Annotated in this window: 16 protein-coding genes and 1 pseudogene; 9 read left to right on the forward strand and 8 right to left on the reverse strand. The window is 70.8% G+C overall.

All coding sequences use genetic code 11. From position 1 onward, the window contains the following. Positions 1 to 102: 102 nt before the first annotated feature. The 7 genes from ccsB to hemL all read right to left on the reverse strand — a co-directional run bounded on the left by ccsB (position 103) and on the right by hemL (position 7867). On the reverse strand, positions 103 to 1194 hold the full coding sequence (gene ccsB / locus ACSHXC_RS16685; RefSeq protein ID WP_438292357.1) for a c-type cytochrome biogenesis protein CcsB: 1092 nt from the start codon (positions 1192 to 1194) through the stop codon (positions 103 to 105). Beyond that, the gene (gene resB / locus ACSHXC_RS16690) at positions 1191 to 2894 is read right to left on the reverse strand and encodes a cytochrome c biogenesis protein ResB (protein WP_438292358.1); all 1704 of its coding nucleotides are present in this window, start codon (positions 2892 to 2894) and stop codon (positions 1191 to 1193) included. The genes ccsB and resB overlap by 4 nt, the downstream gene beginning before the upstream one ends. A 3-nt stretch (positions 2895 to 2897) precedes the next feature. Then, the gene (locus ACSHXC_RS16695) at positions 2898 to 3659 is read right to left on the reverse strand and encodes a cytochrome c biogenesis CcdA family protein (RefSeq protein WP_438292359.1); all 762 of its coding nucleotides are present in this window, start codon (positions 3657 to 3659) and stop codon (positions 2898 to 2900) included. Positions 3660 to 3666: 7 nt separating this feature from the next. Then, positions 3667 to 4275 (reverse strand): TlpA family protein disulfide reductase, encoded by a 609-nt coding sequence (locus tag ACSHXC_RS16700; protein ID WP_438292360.1) that lies wholly within the window; start codon positions 4273 to 4275, stop codon positions 3667 to 3669. Between the two features lie 77 nt (positions 4276 to 4352). Continuing rightward, positions 4353 to 5558 carry a hypothetical protein gene (locus ACSHXC_RS16705; protein ID WP_438292361.1) on the reverse strand — a complete coding sequence of 402 codons (1206 nt, stop codon included), beginning with the start codon at positions 5556 to 5558 and terminating at the stop codon, positions 4353 to 4355. A gap of 294 nt (positions 5559 to 5852) precedes the next feature. After that, positions 5853 to 6548 carry a histidine phosphatase family protein gene (locus tag ACSHXC_RS16710; RefSeq protein ID WP_438292362.1) on the reverse strand — a complete coding sequence of 232 codons (696 nt, stop codon included), beginning with the start codon at positions 6546 to 6548 and terminating at the stop codon, positions 5853 to 5855. After that, positions 6545 to 7867, reverse strand: coding sequence for a glutamate-1-semialdehyde 2,1-aminomutase (gene hemL, locus ACSHXC_RS16715; protein WP_438292363.1), 1323 nt, complete (start codon positions 7865 to 7867; stop codon positions 6545 to 6547). The genes ACSHXC_RS16710 and hemL overlap by 4 nt, the downstream gene beginning before the upstream one ends. Before the next feature lie 174 nt (positions 7868 to 8041). Between hemL and ACSHXC_RS16720 the strand changes: the two genes are divergently transcribed. The 8 genes and pseudogenes from ACSHXC_RS16720 (at position 8042) to ACSHXC_RS16755 (ending at position 16433) form a co-directional block, all read left to right on the forward strand. Next, on the forward strand, positions 8042 to 8626 hold the full coding sequence (locus tag ACSHXC_RS16720; RefSeq protein ID WP_189968883.1) for a hypothetical protein: 585 nt from the start codon (positions 8042 to 8044) through the stop codon (positions 8624 to 8626). A 226-nt stretch (positions 8627 to 8852) separates the two neighbouring features. Further along, complete coding sequence (locus ACSHXC_RS16725) at positions 8853 to 9248, forward strand: TOBE domain-containing protein (protein ID WP_100578725.1); 396 nt, start codon at positions 8853 to 8855, stop codon at positions 9246 to 9248. Between the two features lie 169 nt (positions 9249 to 9417). Beyond that, positions 9418 to 10236 carry a molybdate ABC transporter substrate-binding protein gene (gene modA, locus ACSHXC_RS16730; protein WP_438296625.1) on the forward strand — a complete coding sequence of 273 codons (819 nt, stop codon included), beginning with the start codon at positions 9418 to 9420 and terminating at the stop codon, positions 10234 to 10236. Between the two features lie 104 nt (positions 10237 to 10340). Beyond that, positions 10341 to 12365: an ABC transporter permease gene (locus tag ACSHXC_RS16735; protein WP_438292364.1), complete on the forward strand. Its 2025-nt coding sequence runs from the start codon at positions 10341 to 10343 to the stop codon at positions 12363 to 12365. 71 nt (positions 12366 to 12436) lie between these two features. Beyond that, positions 12437 to 12790 (forward strand): ArsR/SmtB family transcription factor, encoded by a 354-nt coding sequence (locus tag ACSHXC_RS16740; RefSeq protein ID WP_438292365.1) that lies wholly within the window; start codon positions 12437 to 12439, stop codon positions 12788 to 12790. A 19-nt stretch (positions 12791 to 12809) separates the two neighbouring features. Then, complete coding sequence (mgtA, locus tag ACSHXC_RS16745) at positions 12810 to 15356, forward strand: magnesium-translocating P-type ATPase (RefSeq protein WP_438292366.1); 2547 nt, start codon at positions 12810 to 12812, stop codon at positions 15354 to 15356. Positions 15357 to 15469: 113 nt separating this feature from the next. Then, a pseudogene (locus tag ACSHXC_RS16750) lies at positions 15470 to 15815 on the forward strand (DUF6597 domain-containing transcriptional factor); the annotation flags it as partial. 78 nt (positions 15816 to 15893) lie between these two features. Beyond that, a complete protein-coding gene (locus ACSHXC_RS16755) occupies positions 15894 to 16433 on the forward strand; it encodes a GNAT family N-acetyltransferase (protein WP_438296627.1) in 540 nt (179 codons plus the stop codon). A 33-nt stretch (positions 16434 to 16466) separates the two neighbouring features. On the opposite strand, the gene ACSHXC_RS16760 is transcribed toward ACSHXC_RS16755, so the two are convergent. Continuing rightward, positions 16467 to 16898, reverse strand: coding sequence for an N-acetyltransferase family protein (locus tag ACSHXC_RS16760; RefSeq protein ID WP_438292367.1), 432 nt, complete (start codon positions 16896 to 16898; stop codon positions 16467 to 16469). Between the two features lie 385 nt (positions 16899 to 17283). Between ACSHXC_RS16760 and ACSHXC_RS16765 the strand changes: the two genes are divergently transcribed. Next, positions 17284 to 18123: an NAD(P)H-binding protein gene (locus ACSHXC_RS16765; RefSeq protein ID WP_438292368.1), complete on the forward strand. Its 840-nt coding sequence runs from the start codon at positions 17284 to 17286 to the stop codon at positions 18121 to 18123. The last annotated feature ends 55 nt before the right edge of the window (positions 18124 to 18178 follow it).

Consider the following 18178-nt stretch of genomic DNA (forward strand, 5'->3'; position numbering starts at 1 on the left):
GGCCCTTGAGGCCTTGGGGGAGTTTGAGGACGAGCGCCCTTCAGGCGCGAACGGGGTCTGGGGCGGAGCCCCAGGAGCCCCGCCCCAGTACTGGGTACCGACTCACACCCCGGCGTACGAGTGCTTTCCGTTCACGAAGATGTTCACGCCGTAGTAGTTGAACAGCCAGCACCCGAACGCGATCAGCGCCAGCGTCGCCGCCTTGCGGCCCTTCCAGCCGGCCGTGGCGCGGGCGTGCAGGTAGCAGGCGTACGCGACCCAAGTGATGAAGGACCAGACCTCCTTGGGGTCCCAGCCCCAGTAGCGGCCCCAGGCGTCGCCCGCCCAGATCGCGCCCGCGATGATCGTGAAGGTCCAGAGCGGGAAGACCGCGGCATTGACCCGGTACGCGAACTTGTCGAGCGAGGACGCGGCCGGCAGGCGCTCCATGACGGACGTCGCGAAGTTGCCCGGCTTGCCGCCTTCCGCGAGCTTCGCCTCGTACCGGTCGCGGAAGAGGTACAGGATCGTGGCGACCGCGCCCACGTAGAAGACCGCGCCACAGAAGATCGCGGTGGAGACGTGGATCCACAGCCAGTACGAGTGCAGCGCCGGGACCAGCTGGTCGCTGGCGGTGTAGAGCACCGTGACCGCGAGGCCGAGGTCCAGCAGGACCGTGGTGACCAGCGGGAGGCCGAGCCAGCCGACGTTCTTCTTCAGCGCGAGCAGCGCCAGGTACACGCCGACCGCGACGGTGGAGAAGGTCAGGTTGAACTCGTACATGTTGCCCCACGGCGCCCGCTGCACGGACAGCGCGCGGGTCAGCACACCGGAGAACTCGATGAGGAAGGCGAGCACCGTCAGGGAGACGGCGATGCGGCCGTAGAGGTCGCCCTTCTCGTCACCGCCGGAGGCACCGGGGCCGTCCGGCACGTCGCGGGTGCCGCTCGTGGAACGCGTAACGATCCTGGGTCGCTCCAGGACGGCGGTGCCGCCGTTCTTGGTGGCGACCTCGACCTTGACGGTCCCCGCGTCCTTGGCGTCCTGCGCGCCGCCGGTCAGCGCGGCCGCCGTACGGGCGACCTTGCTGCGGCTGCCGAAGAGCCACTCGGCCATGCTGGCGAAGAAGGCCAGCATGTACACGGCCATCGACGAATAGATCAGGTAGTTGCTGGTGTGCGCCAGGCTCTCATTGGTGGTGGCGGCGAGATTCACTTCTCAGCCCCTTCGGCAGGAACAACTGAGGATTCGGGTTGGGGATCCGGCGCGGTCGGCGCCTGCGGGATGAGCGTGACCGCGAGATCGGCCAGCTCCTCGGGAAGCTTCGCGGACTCGCTGCGGCCGAGCCCGGCCATCTCGACGACGGTCACTCCGTCGTCGCCCTTGACGGCCCGGACCCAGACCCGGCGCCGCTGGATGAACAGCGAGCCGGCGAGACCGGCGATGGCCCCGATCGCGCCGGTGAGGGCGAGACCGTTGGCCGGCTGGTGGGAGATCTGGAAGCTCGCCCACTGCTTGATGGGGCCCTTGTCGAAGGTGATCGACCCGGCGCCGTCGGGCAGTTCGAGGCTCTCGCCCGGCAGCAGCAGCTTCTTCAGGATGTTGCCCTGGGCGTCCTTGAAGGGCTTGATGGAACGGCTGCCGGTGTCCAGCTGGTACACGTTCTTCGGCAGGCCCGAGTCGAGGCCGAGGTCGCCGTGGTAGGCACCGATGTTGAGCACCGGGAAGTCGGGCGCGGGGAACTTCGAGAACATCTGGGTCGCGCCCGTGCCCTTGCCGCCGAAGGTCGGCACGAAGAACGCGGCGAAACCGAGCTGGTCCTTGTTGCCCTTGGCGTCGCGGTAGCCGTCGAGCACCTTGATGGCGCCGCTGGACGTGAGGTTGTTGTCCATCGGCAGCAGCGGCACCGAGCCCTGGAAGACGACCTTGCCCCGGCCGTCCTTGACGGTGACCGTCGGCGCGTAGCCGTGCGAGAGCAGGTAGACCTTGGAACCGTCGACGACGAGCGGCTTGTTGACCTCGACGACCTTCTGCTGCGACTTGCCGTCGGCGCCCTCGGAGTAGGTGAGGTGCGCCTTGAACTCGCGGGCCGTGCCCAGCTCGGGCCCGTTGCGCTCGTACGACGCGTCGAACCGGTCCAGGGTGAAGCTGAACGGCGCCAGGTCCTGGGTGTCGAACAGCGAGCCCGACTTGAAGTCGTCGTACTGGGTGAGCGTGTTGGAGAACCCGTCGCCCTGGACGATCAGCTTGCCGCCCTCGGACTTGAAGAGCTGGCCGGTGGCGAACGCCACCAGGATCACGATCAGCGAGACGTGGAAGACCAGGTTGCCGGCCTCGCGCAGATAGCCCTTCTCGGCGGCGACGGCGTCCCCGCTGATCCGGGAGCGGAAGCGGCGCCTCTTGAGCATGGCGAGCGCGGCCTCGCGGACCTGCTCGGGCTCGGCCTCGGTGCGCCATGTCGTGTACGCGGGCAGCCGGGTCAGGCGGCCGGGCGCGGCCGGCGGCAGGCCGCGGAGCTGGCCGACGAACTGCCAGGTGCGCGGCACGATGCAGCCGATGAGCGAGACGAAGAGCAGGATGTAGATCGCGGAGAACCACACCGAGCTGTAGACGTGGAAGAGGCCGAGCTTCTCGTAGATCGGCGAGATGGTGTCGTGCCGCTTCTGGAAGTCGGCGACCTTCATCTCGTCGACGCTCGTCTGCGGGATCAGCGAGCCGGGGATGGCGCCGAGCGACAGCAGGAAGAGCAGGATCAGCGCGACCCGCATCGAGGTCAGCTGCCGCCAGAACCAGCGGATCCAGCCGAGGACGCCGATGCCGACCGGCCCGTTGGACCGCTCCTCGGTGGGGGCGGTCGAGAGCTGCGCCCCGGCCGCGCCGAGGTCCGGCTCGGGAGTCGATTCGGTCTTGCTCATGCGTCAGACACCCACCTGAAAGCCTTGGGACCAGCCCTGTACCTGCTGGACGAGCTCCGCCCAGGCTCCGGTCAGCAGCAGCACACCGGTCACGATCATCATGCCGCCGCCGATCCGCATCACCCATACGTAATGCCTCTTGACCCAGCCGAAGGCGCCGAGCGCCTTGCGGAAGGCGACTGCCGCGAGCACGAACGGCAGCCCGAGGCCGAGACAGTACGCGACCGTCAGTATCGCCCCGCGGCCGGCGCTCGCCTGGTCCATCGCCAGCGCGTTCACCGAGGTGAGCGTCGGGCCCAGACACGGCGTCCAGCCGATGCCGAAGAGCGCGCCGAGCAGCGGCGCTCCCGCCAGACCCGTCACCGGCCGCTTGTGGACGCGGAATTCGCGCTGCGTCATCCACGGCATGAGGCCCATGAAGAAGACGCCCATCAGGATCATCAGGACGCCGAGGACCTTGGAGAGCGTGTCGCCGTACTCCTGGAGGTTCCTGCCGAAGTAGCCGAACAGCGCGCCGCCGGAGACGAAGACCGCGGTGAAGCCGAGCACGAACAGGCTCGCGCCCGCGACCATGCGGCCGCGCCGCGCCTCGGCCAGATCGGTGCCGGTGACTCCGGTGACGTACGAGAGATAGCCGGGGACCAGCGGCAGTACGCAGGGCGAGAAGAACGAGACGAGGCCGCCGAGTACGGCGACCGGCAGGGCCACCAGTAGGGCCCCGCTGAAGACCGTCTCATTCATTCCGCCGACGGCGGCCAGTGCCATCACGCGATCACTTCTCCGCGATCAGCGGGTCGATCATCTGGTGCAGCTTGGTGTCGTCGAGCGCCATCAGAGCACGTGCGGCGATTTTTCCGTTCCGGTCGAGAACGATCGTCGACGGAATGGCCTGCGGATTCAGGCTGCCCTTCGGGAAACGCAGAATGAGCTTGCCGATCGGGTCGTACAGGCTCGAATAGTCGACCCCGAATTCCTTCTCGAACTGCTGGGCCGGGCCCTTGTCGGTGTCGCGGGTATTGATCCCGACGAACTCGACGCCCTTGGCCTTCATCTCCTTGGAGACCTTGGCCAGATACGGCGCCTCGGCGCGGCAGGGCGCACACCATGAGCCCCACACATTCAGCACGACGACCTTGCCCTTGAGGGAGGCGACGTCGAGCTGCTTGCCGTCGACGGTCTCGCCGGACAGCTCCGGGGCGTTCTGGCGGTCGCCCTTGGCGACGGTGGCGATGCCGCCGGTACCGGTGACGAACTTGGTGTCACCGGAACCACCGGACGTACCACCGGAACCGCAGGCCGTCAGGGTCAGCGCACCGGCGGCCGCGGCAGCCGCGGCCAGCGTCAGGGTGCGACGGCGTCGGAAGGCAGGACTCACGGACATGTGAAAAGTTTCGCATGGCGGTTTCAGGGATCTTCCGCGCCCCCCTGAGTGCCCGTAAAGCCCCTTGTCAGGAAGGCTTAAACGGTCTTCATGAACGCGTTCCAGCCACCGGCGGGGGCCTCTCCCACGTTGAGCGTACGGAGCTTGGCGAGCACCTTCGGGTCCTGCACGTCGAGCCAGTCGACGTACTGCTTGAAGGAGACGAGCCTCACATCCTTCTTCTCGTCCCGCTTCGCCGCGATGCCCTTGAACGCCTCCTCGACGGCGTCCATGTAGATGCCGCCGTTCCACTGCTCGAAGTGGTTTCCGATATAGAAGGGCGCGCGATTGGTTTCGTAGGCGCGCTTGAATCCGGCGAGATAGGCCTCGGTGGCCTGCTTGCGCCAGCCGGGATAGTTCGCCGGCGGCGCCTTGGTCGAATTCTGCGACTGGTTGGCGAGGATGTTGTAGTCCATCGACAGGACCTGGAAGGAATGCCCGGGGAAGGGTATTTGCTGGAGCGGCAGGTCCCACAGGCCGTGCCGCTTGACGGGCCAGACCTGGGTGCCGCCGGGCGAGGAGGCGTCGTAGCGCCAGCCCAGCTTCTGCGCGGTGGGCAGCAGGTTGTCCTGGCCGAGCAGGCAGGGTGTGCGGCCGCCGGCGAGTTCGCGCTTGTAGTCGAACGGCAGCGGGTCCTCGTCCGTCCAGCCCGTGTTGGTCTTCCACTTGGTGACGAAGTCGATCGCCTGGTCTATCTCGCTCTGCCACTGGGCCGCGGTCCAGTGCTCGACGGTGCCGCGTCCGGAGCAGAAGTGGCCGTTGAAGTGGGTGCCTATCTCATGGCCGTCGGTCCAGGCCTGACGGACGTACTTCAGCGTCTCCTTGATGTGCGGGTCGGAGAGGTAGCCGATGTCGGAGGCGCCGACGGGGTTGTTCGGCGGCTGGTAGAGCCGCTTCTTGGCCTCGGGCAGCAGGTAGAGGCCGGAGAGGAAGAACGTCATGCCCGCGCCGTGGTCCTTGGCGAGCTGGAGGAAGCGCGGGAAGAGGCCGTTGCCGACCTCTCCGGCGCCGTCCCAGGAGAAGACGACGAACTGGGGCGGGGTCTGGCCGGGTTCGAGCGGGACGGGCTTGTCGGGCTGGTGCGGCTGCTTGCCCGTGTCCGAAGTGGAACCGTCGCCTATCAATTTCGCGTCGGCCTTCTTGGCGGCCGCGTCGTCGCCGCCCTTGCCCGATCCGCTACCGCCCGAAGTGCCGCAGCCGGACAGCCCGGCCGCGGCCGCGGCCCCCAGACCCAGTCCCAGCATGCCCCTTCGGCTGAAGTTCCGGCCGCTCTCCCGCATAAGCCCGTCCGTTCCCATCGCGTCGCACCGTCGTCTCGTCGTCCTCGAAGCCCAAGTACGTCACCGCAGTTGGGCAATCTGTGAGATGCCGGGTGAAACAGGGATGGTTCCGCACGGATCGCACAAATCTCCGTAAACCGTACGAGGTGAGGGGCGCGGGGTGGAGAGGCGGGGGGGTGTGCGGCGGGCTGACCTGCCGGTTTCGCTGGGCAGCGCGGGCCTGCTGGCCGGCCGGGGTGATCCGGCCGGCCGGACGCGTCAGGCGCCGAAGGCCTTCGACTTGCCCTTGACCGGCTTGGCACCGGCCAGCAGATGCGCCGGTACGAGATCACGGGCGGGCTCGCTGTAGCCCACGGACACGATCCGGTCGCCCTGATAGGTGAAGCTGGTCAGCGAGGCCAGCGTGCACTGCCGCTTGCGCGGGTCGTGCCACAGGCGCCGCTTCTCGACGAAGCTGCGCACGATCCAGATCGGCAGTTGGTGGCTGACGCACACCGCCTCGTGTCCGCGGGCCGCATCGCGCGCCGCTTCCAGCGCGCCCATCATCCGCACGACCTGCTCGACGTACGGCTCGCCCCAGGACGGGCGGAACGGGTTCGTCAGGTGCTTCCAGTTGGCGGGCTTGCGCAGGGCGCCGTCGCCGACCCCGAAGGTCTTGCCCTCGAAGACGTTGCCCGCCTCGATGAGCCGCGGGTCGGTGGCGAGGTCCAGGCCGTGCGTCTTGGCGATCGGACTCGCCGTCTCCTGGGCGCGCTCCAGGGGGGAGGCGACGACATGGGTGATGTCGCGGCCCGAGAGGTGCTCGGCGACCCGGTCGGCCATCTGCCGGCCGAGCTCGGAGAGGTGGTAGCCGGAACGGCGCCCGTAGAGCACGCCGTCCGGGTTGTGCACCTCGCCGTGGCGCATCAGGTGCACGACGGTGAGGTCGCTCCCGCCGTTGCTGTTCTCGCTCATGCGGTGGCCTCCGCTGCGGCACGGGCGGCGGCGGGCAGCGCGGCCGCGATGCGCTCGATCGCGCGCTCGTCGTGGGCGGTCGACACGAACCAGGACTCGAACGCCGACGGCGGCAGGTAGACGCCCTGCGACAGCATCGAGTGGAAGAACCCGTTGAAGCGGAACGCTTCCTGCTTCTTCGCGTCGTCGTAGTTGCGGACCTCGTCGGCCGTGAAGAAGACGGAGAACATGTTGCTCGCCGTCTGCAGCCGGTGGGCCACACCCTCCTTGCTGAGCGCGCCGGTCACCAGCGCCTGGATCTCTCGGGAGACGGCGTCGACCTTGGCGTACGCGGCGTCGTCGAGCAGCCGCAGCTGGGCGAGGCCGGCAGCGGTCGCGATCGGGTTCCCGGAGAGCGTGCCCGCCTGGTAGACGGGGCCCGCCGGGGCGAGGTGACCCATGACGTCGGCGCGGCCGCCGAACGCCGCGGCCGGGAAGCCGCCGCCCATGACCTTGCCGAACGTCATGAGGTCCGGCACGACGCCGTCGACGCCGAACCAGCCCGCCTTGGACGTACGGAACCCGGTCATCACCTCGTCCGAGATGTACAGCGCGCCGTTCTTGGCGCAGGCCGCCTTCAGACCCGCGTTGAAGCCGTCCGTCGGCGGGACGACGCCCATGTTGCCGGGCGAGGCCTCCGTGATCACACAGGCGATCTCGCCCGGGTTGGCGTGGAACGCCGCGTGCACCGCGTCCAGATCGTTGTACGGCAGCACGATCGTGTCGCCGGCCTGTGCGCCGGTCACCCCGGGGGTGTCGGGGAGGCCGAACGTGGCGACCCCGGAACCGGCGGCGGCAAGCAGCGCGTCCACATGGCCGTGGTAGCAGCCGGCGAACTTGATGACCTTGGCACGGCCGGTGAAGCCGCGCGCCAGCCGGATCGCGGACATGGTCGCCTCGGTGCCGGACGACACCAGGCGGACCTGCTCGACCGGCTCGATCCGGGCCACGATCTCCTCGGCGAGCGCGACCTCGCCCTCGCCGGGCGTGCCGAAGGAGGTGCCGCGGGCGACGGCCTCCTGCACGGCGGCGATGACCTCGGGGTGCGCGTGCCCGAGGATCATCGGGCCCCACGAGCACACCAGGTCGACGTATTCGCGGCCGTCGGCGTCGGTCAGGTACGGACCCGTACCGGACACCATGAACCGGGGCGTACCACCCACGGCCCGGAAGGCACGGACGGGGGAGTTCACACCGCCGGGCGTCACGGCGGACGCACGGTCGAAGAGGTTCTGCGAAACTGGGGCGTCGTATTCGTACGGATAGCTCACACACGCCATGGTGGCAGAGGGCCGGGCGATCTTGCGGACCGGTGTTTCGCCGCACCCGCGCGGGGGAGGTCAATGACACGATGATCCGCAGATGATCGAGTTGCATCGGCGGATGATCGGGTTGCGCGGTGGGGGCCGCGCCATCTACAAAGCAGTCGGGCTACAAGCAGTCGGGTGAAGGATATGCATCGCGGTGGCGGACTGGGCGAAGGGACCGATGACCGGGGTCCCGAGCGCGCCCACCGTCGGGGACGGCACCGGCGACGCGACGCCCAGGACCGGATCGACCGGGTCGGGGACGGCGCAGGGGCGGGGAACGGAAGTGGCCGGGTGGGGGTGACCTACAAGTACTTCGGCGCCCCGGACGGCGCGACCGCTGCCCGGGTGCCCGTGACCATGCGCCCCGAGGAGCTCGGCGGTGACGAGCTGGGCATGGGCGGCATGTTCACCAAGATCAAGCCGGAGACGATGGCCGCGATGGTCCTCACCGGCATCCAGGGCATACCGCTGCACAAGGTCCCGCCGCTGGAACTCGTCGTCCTCCACCCCGACTACGCGGTGGTGAAGCTCCCCATGACGGTGGTCGACCCGCTGCGCGGTGTCGGTGAGGAGACGGTCGGCGCCGCCGCCTTCATCTGGTCCACGGTGCCTGACCGCGGCGGCCCGCGCGACGCCTTCAACGTCTATCAACTCCTGCACGAATGGCAGGATTTCAGCCACCGGTTGCATGAGGCTGGGCATCAGCCGTACTGCCTGGTGTGGCCCTGAGCCCGGCCTGTCTCTGAGCCCTCGCCCGCCCGGCCGGGACGCCCGCCGTGCGGGGCGGGGCACAAGGTCCTGCGGGCCGCGGGCCCACGGCTGAGGCGGCGGGGCGCAGGGCCTGCGCCGGGTGGGGCGATCAGCTTGGACCTTCATCCATTCGGCTCTGCAACTGCGGCGTATGTTCCGCCAGACCCTTTGTATATGCGGCGTGAAGCCGCCTATCTTGTCGCACATGCAGTCCTACACCATCGGCCAGGCAGCGCGTCTGCTCGGCGTCAGCCCCGACACCGTGCGCCGCTGGGCCGACGGCGGCCGCGTCACGACCCATCGCGACGAAGGCGGCCGCCGACTCATCGACGGGCGGGATCTGGCCGCCTTCTCCATCGAAGTCGGCCAGTCCTCCAACAGCGAGGAAGAGGTGCCCTACACCTCTGTCCGCAACGCCTTCCCCGGCATCGTCACCGCCGTCAAGCTCGGTGACGTCGCCGCCCAGGTCGAGATCCAGGCCGGACCGCACCGGCTGGTCTCCCTCCTGACCCGGGAGGCCGTCGAAGAGCTGGGCCTTGAGGTGGGCATGCAGGCCACCGCGCGGGTGAAGTCCACCAGCGTGCACATCGACCGCACCTAGGTCGAAAACCGGCCACTCACGAACGTCCCCCGCGGCGTCGCCCTTCCCCGCCCCCTCGTTCCTCGCAGGACATCCGGCAATCGGACATCCATTGAGGGCACAAGCAGGGGAAGCCCTCACCTCCGGCGCGGCTCGACAAGCATCCGAAGGAGCACCACCCATGTCTGTCATGGCTCTCAGCACCAAGCGCCGCCGCGCCGCCGCGGCCGTCGTCTCCGCCGCCCTGCTCATCCCGCTGGCCGCCGCGTGCAGCAGTAGCAGCAAGGACAGCGGAAGCGACAAGTCCGCCTCCCCGTCCGCGAGTTCCGGCGCGGCGCCGAAGGCGGCCCAGCTGACCGTCCTCGCGGCGGCCTCGCTCACCGACGTCTTCAAGGCTGCGGGCGCGGCCTACGAGAAGGAGCACCCGGGCACCCACGTGAAGTTCTCCTTCGCCGGTTCGCAGGAGCTCGCCGCCCAGGTGAAGCAGGGCGCGCCCGCCGACGCCCTGGTGACCGCGGACACCAAGACCATGGACGGTCTGAAGGCCGATGTGAACGACTCGTCGATCATCGCCAAGAACCGCCTGGTCATCGCCACCGGCAAGGGCAACCCGAAGAAGGTCGAAGGCCTCAAGAACCTGTCCGACACCAACCTGAAGGTCGTCCTCGCGGCCCCCGAGGTGCCGGTCGGCCGCTACAGCAAGCAGGTCCTCGACGCCCAGAAGATCACGGTCAAGCCGGTCTCCCAGGAGCCGAACGTCCGCGCCGTACTGTCGAAGGTCGAGCTGGGTGAGGCCGACGCGGGCATCGTCTACAAGACCGACGCCGCCTCCGCCAAGGGCAAGGTCGACACCGTCGACATCCCGGACGCGCAGAACGCCGTCGCCAAGTACCCGGCCGCCACCCTCAAGACCTCGAAGAACGCCGACGCCGCGGCCGCCTTCGTGAAGTGGCTGTCCGCCCCCGAGGCGCAGAAGATCCTCCAGGACGCCGGCTTCCAGCAGCCGTAACCACTGCGGCTCCCTCGTCCGCAACCGCTCCAGCTCCCTTGCGGGGTCTGCCTGTTCGCTCCGGGCGGGCAGGCCCCGCGCCATCAGGACACCGGGTACCTCCCATGACTCGCAGCCGCTCCCGCACCCGCCAGCGCCCGCCGGCCGCACTGGCCCTGCCCGCGCTGCTCGCCATCGCGTTCCTGCTGATGCCGCTCCTCGGCATCCTGGCCCGCACCTCCTGGGCCCAGATCGGCACGCACCTGACCGGCCCCGATGTCACCGAGGCCCTGCGGCTCTCGCTGGTCGTCTCGTTCTGGGCGCTCGGCTTCTCCCTTCTCCTCGGTGTGCCCCTGGCCTGGCTGCTCGCCCGCGTCGACTTCCCCGGCAAGGCCCTGGTGCGCTCGCTCGTGCTGCTGCCGATGGTGCTGCCGCCCACGGTCGGCGGTGTCGCCCTGCTGCTCGGCTTCGGGCGGCGCGGCCTGCTCGGCCCCTGGCTTGAGGGCACCTTCGGCATCACCCTCCCCTTCCACACCTCCGGCGCCGTGGTCGCGGCCACCTTCGTCGCGATGCCATTCCTGGTGATCAGCCTGGAGGGCGCGCTCGGCGGACTGCGGCCCCGCTACGAGGAGACCGCCGCCTCGCTCGGCGCCTCCCCGTTCCGCGTCTTCCTCACCGTGACCCTGCCCATGGTCGCGCCGGGTCTCGCCGCGGGCGCGGCACTCACCTGGGCCCGCGCGCTCGGCGAGTTCGGCGCCACCATCACCTTCGCCGGCAACCTCCCCGGCACCACCCAGACCCTGCCGCTCCAGGTCTACCTCCTCCTCCAGGACTCCCCCGAGGCCGCGACCTCGGTCTCCCTGCTCCTGCTCGCCATCGCCATGGCGGTGCTCGTGGCCCTGCGCGGCCGCTGGACCGGCTCCGCCTCGGTACGGAGCGGCTCGCCTGCCACTGCCGCACTTGCGGAGCCCTCCACGCTGCACGGCAGCCCGGGGCCGACAGACACGGCCGACTCCGAGCGCCCGGAAGCCACGGGCTCCCTCAAGGGCGAGCCGGAAGGCGCCGGGCAGGCCGCGCGGTCCGTCGAGGAACCCGACTCGGCCGAGCCTGCGCCGAGTTGGTCGCTGCACGCCGAGGTGACCGGCTTCAACGAGCTGACGCTGGAGGCGGACCCCGGCGTCACCATCGCCGTCGTCGGAGAGAACGGCGCCGGCAAGACCACCCTGCTGCGGGCCCTGCTCGGCCTCACCCCGCGCGCCCGCGCCGAACTGCGCCTCGGCGACCTCGACGTCACCGCGCTGCCGCCGCACAAGCGCGGGGTCGCCTGGGTGCCCCAGGACGGCGCACTGTTCCCGCATCTGACCGCGCTCGCCAACACGGCGTACGGGCTGCGCGCCCAGGGGGTGGCCCGCGGCGAGGCCCGCGCCGCCGCCCAGCTCTGGCTCGACCGGCTCGGTGTCGGCCACCTCGCCCACCGCAAGCCCGCCCAGCTCTCGGGCGGACAGGCCCAGCGCGTCGCCCTGGCCAGGGCTCTCGCCGCCCGCCCCCGGCTACTGCTCCTGGACGAGCCGCTCGCGGCCCTCGACCAGACCACCCGGGCCCACGTCCGTCACACCCTGCGCACCCACCTGGCCGGGTTCGCCGGGGTCTGCCTGATCGTCACCCACGACCCGGTCGAGGCGGTCTCCCTGGCCGATCGCGTCCTCGTGCTGGATGCCGGACGCACCCTCCAGGACGCGCCGCCCACCGAGGTCACCCGGAATCCGCGCTCCCCCTGGGTGGCCCGGATGCTGGGCCGCAACGCGTGGGCCGGGGAGGCGAGCGGCGACGGTCTCGTGCTGGCCGGCGGCGGGCGGATCGTCGCGGCCGAGCAACTGCGCGAGGGCAGCCGGGCGTTGGCGATCATCGCGCCGGAGTCGGTGTCCGTGCACCGCAAGCGCCCCGACGGCAGCCCCCGCAACGTCTGGTCCGGCACCGTGCGGGAGATCACAGCGAGCGGGAGCAGGCTGCGGGTGCTCATCGGATCCGCCGAGTCGCCCGACCTGATCGCAGAGGTCACCCCGCAGGCGGCGGCCGAGCTGGGCCTGGTGGAGGGCGCGGCCGTGTGGTCGAGCGTGAAGGCAACCGAGGTGACCCTCGTATCCCTGTGAGCCGGCGCCCCTAGACTGGCTGCCCGGGGGCGACAGGAACGGCCACCACACCTAGGAGACGGGAGACGACGGTGACGACCACGAGCAGCACCGACCCGTCGGCCGAGGTGCTCGGCGAAGCAGCGGGCGTCTTCGGACTCCTTGCCTCGCCCGCGCGGCTGCACATCATGTGGACGCTGAGCCACGGCGAGTCCGATGTGTCGGGGCTGGCCGAGAGGGTCGGCGGTGCGCTGCCGGCCGTCAGTCAGCATCTGGCGAAGCTGAAACTCGCGGGGCTCGTCCGGTCCCGGCGGGAGGGGCGCCGGGTCGTCTATCTCGTGGACGACCCCGATGTGGCCCAGATGGTGCGCTGGCTGGTGGCCCGGCTGGGCGAGGGCGTAAAGCTGCCGGGACCGTCGGGACTCGTCCGTGACCTGGGCGCCTGAGCGGATCTCTACTCTGCAGTTGTCAAGGAGCACTCCTCTGCAGCTGCTGCGTTCCCTCGGCTCCGGCCCCCGGGGGCTGGTGGAGTCGGAAGCCGAGAAACGACTCACGCGGTATGGGGAAAACGTCCTTCCCGCGCGCCGGGTTCCCTCCCTCCCGATCATTTTTCTCCGCAGTCTGCGCGACCCGTTCACGGCCGTCCTCGCCTGCCTGGCGCTGGTCTCCGCGGCGGTGGCCGCCTGGGCCACGGCCGGGGTGATCACGGTTCTCGTGGTGGTGAGCTGTGCGCTGCGGGCGGCCGGTGAGCACCGCGCCGACCGGTCGGCGGCCGGGCTGCGGGAGCTGGTGGCGAGCACCGCGACCGTGCTGCGCAGGGCGGACGACGACGCTGCGCCGGTGGCGCGCGAGGTGCCCGTGGACGAGGTGGTGCCGGGTGACGTGGTGCGCCTCGCGCCCGGCGATCTCGTACCGGCGGATCTGCGGCTGCTGCGGGCCACCGGTCTGACGATGCATCAGGCAGCGTTGACCGGGGAGTCCGCGCCGGTCCCCAAGTACCCGGTGGACGAGCCCTTCGCGCGGGCGCCGGAGCGGCCCCTCGGCGCCCAGGACTTCGACCGGCCCGAAGTCTGCTTCCAGGGCAGCAGTGTCGCCTCCGGCAGCGGCACCGGCGTGGTGGTCGCGACCGGCGCGGACACCCGGTTCGCGAGGGCCGACAGGCTGCCGGGCAACGACCGCCGCACGACCGCCTTCGACCGGTCGGTGTACGGCGTCTCCTGGATCCTGATCCGCTTCATGCTGCTCACCCCGCCGCTGGTCCTGATGGCCAACGCGGCGCTGCGCGGCCGCGGTCTGGAGACGCTGCCGTTCGCGGTGGCGGTCGCGGTCGGACTCACGCCCGAGATGCTGCCGGTCATCGTGACGACCACCCTCGCGCGGGGCGCCTCGGCGCTGGCCCGCACCCACCAGGTGATCGTCAAGCGGCTGCCGGCGCTGCACGACCTGGGAGCCGTCGATGTCGTCTGCCTCGACAAGACGGGCACCCTGACCCAGGACCGGCCGGTCCTGGACTGTGCGCTGGACGCGTCCGGCGCCCCCGACGACTCGGTGCTGCACTGGGCCGCCGTCAACAGCCTGTGGACGTTGCAGCTCGCCGAACTGCCCGGCGCCGACGCCCTCGACGAGGCCCTCCTCAACGCCGCCGAGGAACGCTTCCCCGAGGGCCTTGACGCCCTGGAGTACGACGCCGTCACCGCCCTTCCCTTCGACCCGGTACGCCGCCTGTCCACCGCCGTCGTCAACACGCCGCACCGGCTCGGCCACCACACCCTGGTGGTCAAGGGCGCTGTCGAGGACGTCCTGGAACGGTGCGCGCTCACCGGCGACGAACGGGACCGGGCGCTCGCGCTCGCCGACCGCCTCGCCTCCGACGGCCTGCGCGTCCTCGCGGTGGCGCTCGCCGAACGGCCCGCCGCTCGGCGCCCGTACACCACCGGAGACGAGCGCGGGCTGACCCTCCAGGGGCTGGTCGGGCTGCGCGACGCGACGGCGGAGACGGCGGCCGACGCGCTCACCGCCCTCCTCCACAGGGCCATCGCCGTGAAGGTCCTGACCGGCGACCACCCCGGCACGGCCGCCCGTGCCTGCCGCGAACTCGGGCTGGAGCCCGGCGAGGTCGTCACCGCCGCCTCCTTCGACGGCCTCAGCGACGCCGAGCTGGGCGAACTCGCCGACCGTAGTACTGTCTTCGCCCGCTGCTCCCCCGAGCAGAAGGCCCGGATCGTGCGGGTCCTGCGCGAACGTGGACACGTCACCGGATTCCTCGGCGACGGCGTCAACGACCTGCCCGCCCTGCGCGCCTGTGACGTCGGCATCTGCCCGCCCGAGGCCGTGGACGTGGCTCGCGAGGCGGCGGACGTCGTGCTCGCGGCGAAGGATCTGACCTCGCTCGACCACGCCATCGTGGCGGGGCGCAGCAGCGGCGCCACCATCGCGGGCTATTTGCGGATCACACTCTCCTCAAACCTCGGCAACGTCATCGCGATGCTGACCGCCGGTCTGCTCCTGCCGTTCCTGCCCATGCTGCCGGCCCAGGTCCTGGTCCAGAACCTGTGCTTCGACGCCGCCCAGCTGGCCTTCGCCTACGACCGTCCGCCGGCCGGGGCGCTGCGCCGCCCGCTGAAGCTGCGCCCGCGCGAGGTCCTCGCCTCCGTCACCGGGTTCGGCGTGCTCAATGCCGTCGCCGACCTCGCGACCTTCGCGGTACTCGTCTGGGCGGTGAGCGACACCCGAGCCGAAACGGCCTTCCACGCGGGCTGGTTCACGGAGAACCTGCTGACCCAGGCCCTGGTCATGGTCCTGCTGCGCACGGGCCGCGGCGGCGGGATCCCGGTCACGGCCGGCATCCTCGCGCTGACCGGCCTGCTGCTTCCGCTCTCGCCCCTGGGCCCGCTCATCGGCATGACCGCGCTCCCCCTGGCCTACTACCCGCTGCTCGCCCTGGTGCTCGCCCTGTACGCCGGCTCCCTGTACTGGTTCGCCCGACGGGCCCGGCGGACGGCCGCTCCCTGAAGAAGGCGGCCGTTCCGGAAACGGCCGCCCACCCCGTAGGGGATGCCGACTCGGATGTAACTCCGCGCAGAGCACGCCCTCCCAAGGAGGCGACCGCTTCATAGGATCGGCCCATGCCAGCGCAGAACTCCGGCCCGCGGCGCGACACCCGCGGCATCGTCGACGCCGCCGATCTCTTCGCGCACGTACGGTTCCGCCGCCATGAACCGGCGCCCGAGCTGAGCCCCCACCTGGAGCACTACTGGCTGATCGACTGGGACCTGCCCCAGCCGTACGCCTCGCACGTGGTGCCGCATCCGTCCGTCAACCTGGTCTTCCAGCGGTACGACGACGGGCGGCCCGACTTCCTGGAGCTCTCGGGGGTCGGACTCGCCCTGGACACCCGGAAGTTGGCGGGCCGGGGGGGTGTGCGGGATCCAGTTCCGGCCGGGCGGGTTCCGGCCCTCACGCTCGGCGCGCCGCCCTCGGCGCTGCGCCCCGGGGCCTCCCGAGCCTGATCAACTGCCGTTGTCAGACCCGGCGTTTACTGTTTCGGGCATGAGCGACACGACCCGTGAAGTTCCCCCGCGCATCCGTCTCGAAGCCTGGTCGGACGGCGACCTCGGCCTGCTCCGGAGGAAGAACGCGCCGGAGATGACCGATCACCTCGGCGGCCCGGAGCCCGAGGAGAAGGTGCTGTCCCGGCACGACAAGTACAAGGCGATGAGCGCCCGCCCGGCCACCGAGGGCCGGATGTTCAAGGTCGTCCTCAACGGGACGGGCGAGACCGTCGGATCGGTCGGGTATTGGCCGCGCATATGGCAGGGCGAGCCGGTGTACGAGACGGGGTACGGCATCCTCCCCGAGTTCCAGGGCCGCGGCCTCGCCGTCGCGGCCCTCCTGGCGATCGTGGAGGAGGCCCGCACCGCGGGCGGCCGGCACCGGCTGCACGCCTACCCGTCCGTGGACCACACCGCGTCCAACGCCACCTGCCGCAAGGCCGGGTTCGAATGGGCCGGAGAGGTCGAGTTCGAGTACCCGCCGGGCACATGGCACCGCTCCAACGACTGGCGGATGGACCTGGGGGCCGGGGGCTGACCCCACGCGGGCCGCCGCCCTCGCCCGCCGCGGTCAGTCCAGCCGCTTGTCGAAGTTGAAGGCCGTCACGGCCATGCGCTCGCGGAAGTAGAAGCGGTGCGCGTCGGTGCGGTGGGTGCCGGAGTCGAGGTTGAGGGAGGTGCAGCCGGCCGCCCTCGCGCGGCCCTCCAGGTGCGCGAGAAGGGCGTGCCCCACGCCGGTGGAGCGGGCGGTGGCGGCGGTGACCAGATCGTCGACGTACAGCTTGCGGACCGCGCTGGTGTTGACGATGATCCGCCATCCGGCGGCGCCGACGCAGGCCCCGTCGTCACCGTACGCGGCGGTGAAGCGCAGCCCCTGGGCGTGCCCCTCCCCGTAGATCTCGGCGAAGAGGTCATCGGTGAGGTGCGGGCGGAGTTGGCTCAGTACCGGCAGCAGGTCGTCCGTCAGACGCGGGTCGCCCGGCTCAAGGTCAATGATCTTCATGCGGGCAGGGTAAGGCCCCGCCCTGCCCGGTACCGCTTCACCCTGCCCTGCCCGGCCAGTCCCGGCCAGTCCGAACAGCCCCGGCCGGGCCCGTCGAAACGCGGTTGACGGCTGCGGCCCCGTCGAGGATATTTAGCTGCGCAACGCAGATTCTGCACAGCGCATCTTAGTAACGAAGCCCACGGCCCGCCGGGATTTCTCCGGCACCCCGCCCGGCACCCCGTCGCCCCCTCGACACCCAGGCGGCCCCCGCCGGGACCGGCCCGCAGCACGCGCCCACCACGCCGGCGCCCGCCCGACCAGGCGGCTGCGACGTAGGCTCGTTCCTTGCGCGTCAGCACTGCCGTCGTCCCTCAACTTCCTTTCACCGAAGGGTATTTCCACCATGACGATTCTGATCACCGGCAGCCGCGGCAAGGTCGCCGCGACTCTCATCCCGCTGCTTCGGGAGCGCGGTCTCGCCGTTCGGGCGGCCTCCGCCAGCCCCGACAAGCTGACCGTTCCGGACGGTGTGGAGCGCGTCGTCCTCGACCTCGACGACCCGGCGACGTTCCCGGCCGCGCTGGCCGGCGTCGAGTCGGTCTTCCTGTACGCCAACCCGAAGCACATCGAGGCGTTCCTCGCCGAGGCGAAGGCCGCCGGGGTCCAGCACATAGCGCTGCTCTCCTCCAGCTCCGTGCTCGACCCCGACGCCGACACGAACGCCATCGCGGCCATGCACCTGGCCGTCGAGCGCGGCCTCGAACGTTCCGGCATCCAGTCGACCTTCCTGCAGCCCGGCGCCTTCGCGGGCAACGCGCTCGGCTGGGCCTGGGCGGCCAAGTCGTCCGGCACCGTGGACCTCCCCTACCCCGAGGCGCAGACCAGCCCCATCCACGAGGCGGACATCGCGGAGGCCGCGCTCGCCGTCCTCACCAGGCCCGAACTGCGCGGCCGCGCCTACCACCTCACCGGGCCCGCGTCCCTCAGCGCCGCCGAGCAGGTCGCGGTCGTCGCCGAGGCCACCGGACGGCCGATCGGTGTCAACGCCGTGAGCGGCGCGGCCTGGAAGGAGTCGATGGCCGACTTCATACCCCCGACCGTCGCGGACGCGCTGCTCAGCTACTTCGCCGCGCATCAGGGCCGCCCCGACGCCGTCACCACCGCCGTCGAAGAGCTCACCGGCCACCCGGCCCGCGCCTTCGCGGCCTGGGCCGGCGAAAACGCGGACGCCTTCCGCCCGTAGGGGACGGCCGGCGGGCCTTGGCCGGGGCCGCGCCACCGACCCCCTGGCGAATGCC

This window comes from Streptomyces sp. HUAS TT7, from assembly GCF_051550175.1.
Taxonomy (GTDB): domain Bacteria; phylum Actinomycetota; class Actinomycetes; order Streptomycetales; family Streptomycetaceae; genus Streptomyces.

What these genes read in the sequence shown, in the direction of transcription:
- ACSHXC_RS16755 (WP_438296627.1), top strand. Translation starts at nt 15,894, where the DNA reads ATGAGCGACACGACCCGTGAAGTTCCCCCGCGCATCCGTCTCGAAGCC.
- ACSHXC_RS16765 (WP_438292368.1), top strand. Translation starts at nt 17,284, where the DNA reads ATGACGATTCTGATCACCGGCAGCCGCGGCAAGGTCGCCGCGACTCTC.
- modA (WP_438296625.1), top strand. Translation starts at nt 9,418, where the DNA reads ATGGCTCTCAGCACCAAGCGCCGCCGCGCCGCCGCGGCCGTCGTCTCC.
- resB (WP_438292358.1), bottom strand. Translation starts at nt 2,894, where the DNA reads ATGAGCAAGACCGAATCGACTCCCGAGCCGGACCTCGGCGCGGCCGGG.
- ACSHXC_RS16725 (WP_100578725.1), top strand. Translation starts at nt 8,853, where the DNA reads ATGCAGTCCTACACCATCGGCCAGGCAGCGCGTCTGCTCGGCGTCAGC.
- ACSHXC_RS16695 (WP_438292359.1), bottom strand. Translation starts at nt 3,659, where the DNA reads ATGGCACTGGCCGCCGTCGGCGGAATGAATGAGACGGTCTTCAGCGGG.
- ACSHXC_RS16720 (WP_189968883.1), top strand. Translation starts at nt 8,042, where the DNA reads ATGCATCGCGGTGGCGGACTGGGCGAAGGGACCGATGACCGGGGTCCC.
- ACSHXC_RS16705 (WP_438292361.1), bottom strand. Translation starts at nt 5,558, where the DNA reads ATGCTGGGACTGGGTCTGGGGGCCGCGGCCGCGGCCGGGCTGTCCGGC.
- ACSHXC_RS16710 (WP_438292362.1), bottom strand. Translation starts at nt 6,548, where the DNA reads ATGAGCGAGAACAGCAACGGCGGGAGCGACCTCACCGTCGTGCACCTG.
- ACSHXC_RS16735 (WP_438292364.1), top strand. Translation starts at nt 10,341, where the DNA reads ATGACTCGCAGCCGCTCCCGCACCCGCCAGCGCCCGCCGGCCGCACTG.
- ACSHXC_RS16700 (WP_438292360.1), bottom strand. Translation starts at nt 4,275, where the DNA reads ATGTCCGTGAGTCCTGCCTTCCGACGCCGTCGCACCCTGACGCTGGCC.
- ACSHXC_RS16760 (WP_438292367.1), bottom strand. Translation starts at nt 16,898, where the DNA reads ATGAAGATCATTGACCTTGAGCCGGGCGACCCGCGTCTGACGGACGAC.
- hemL (WP_438292363.1), bottom strand. Translation starts at nt 7,867, where the DNA reads ATGGCGTGTGTGAGCTATCCGTACGAATACGACGCCCCAGTTTCGCAG.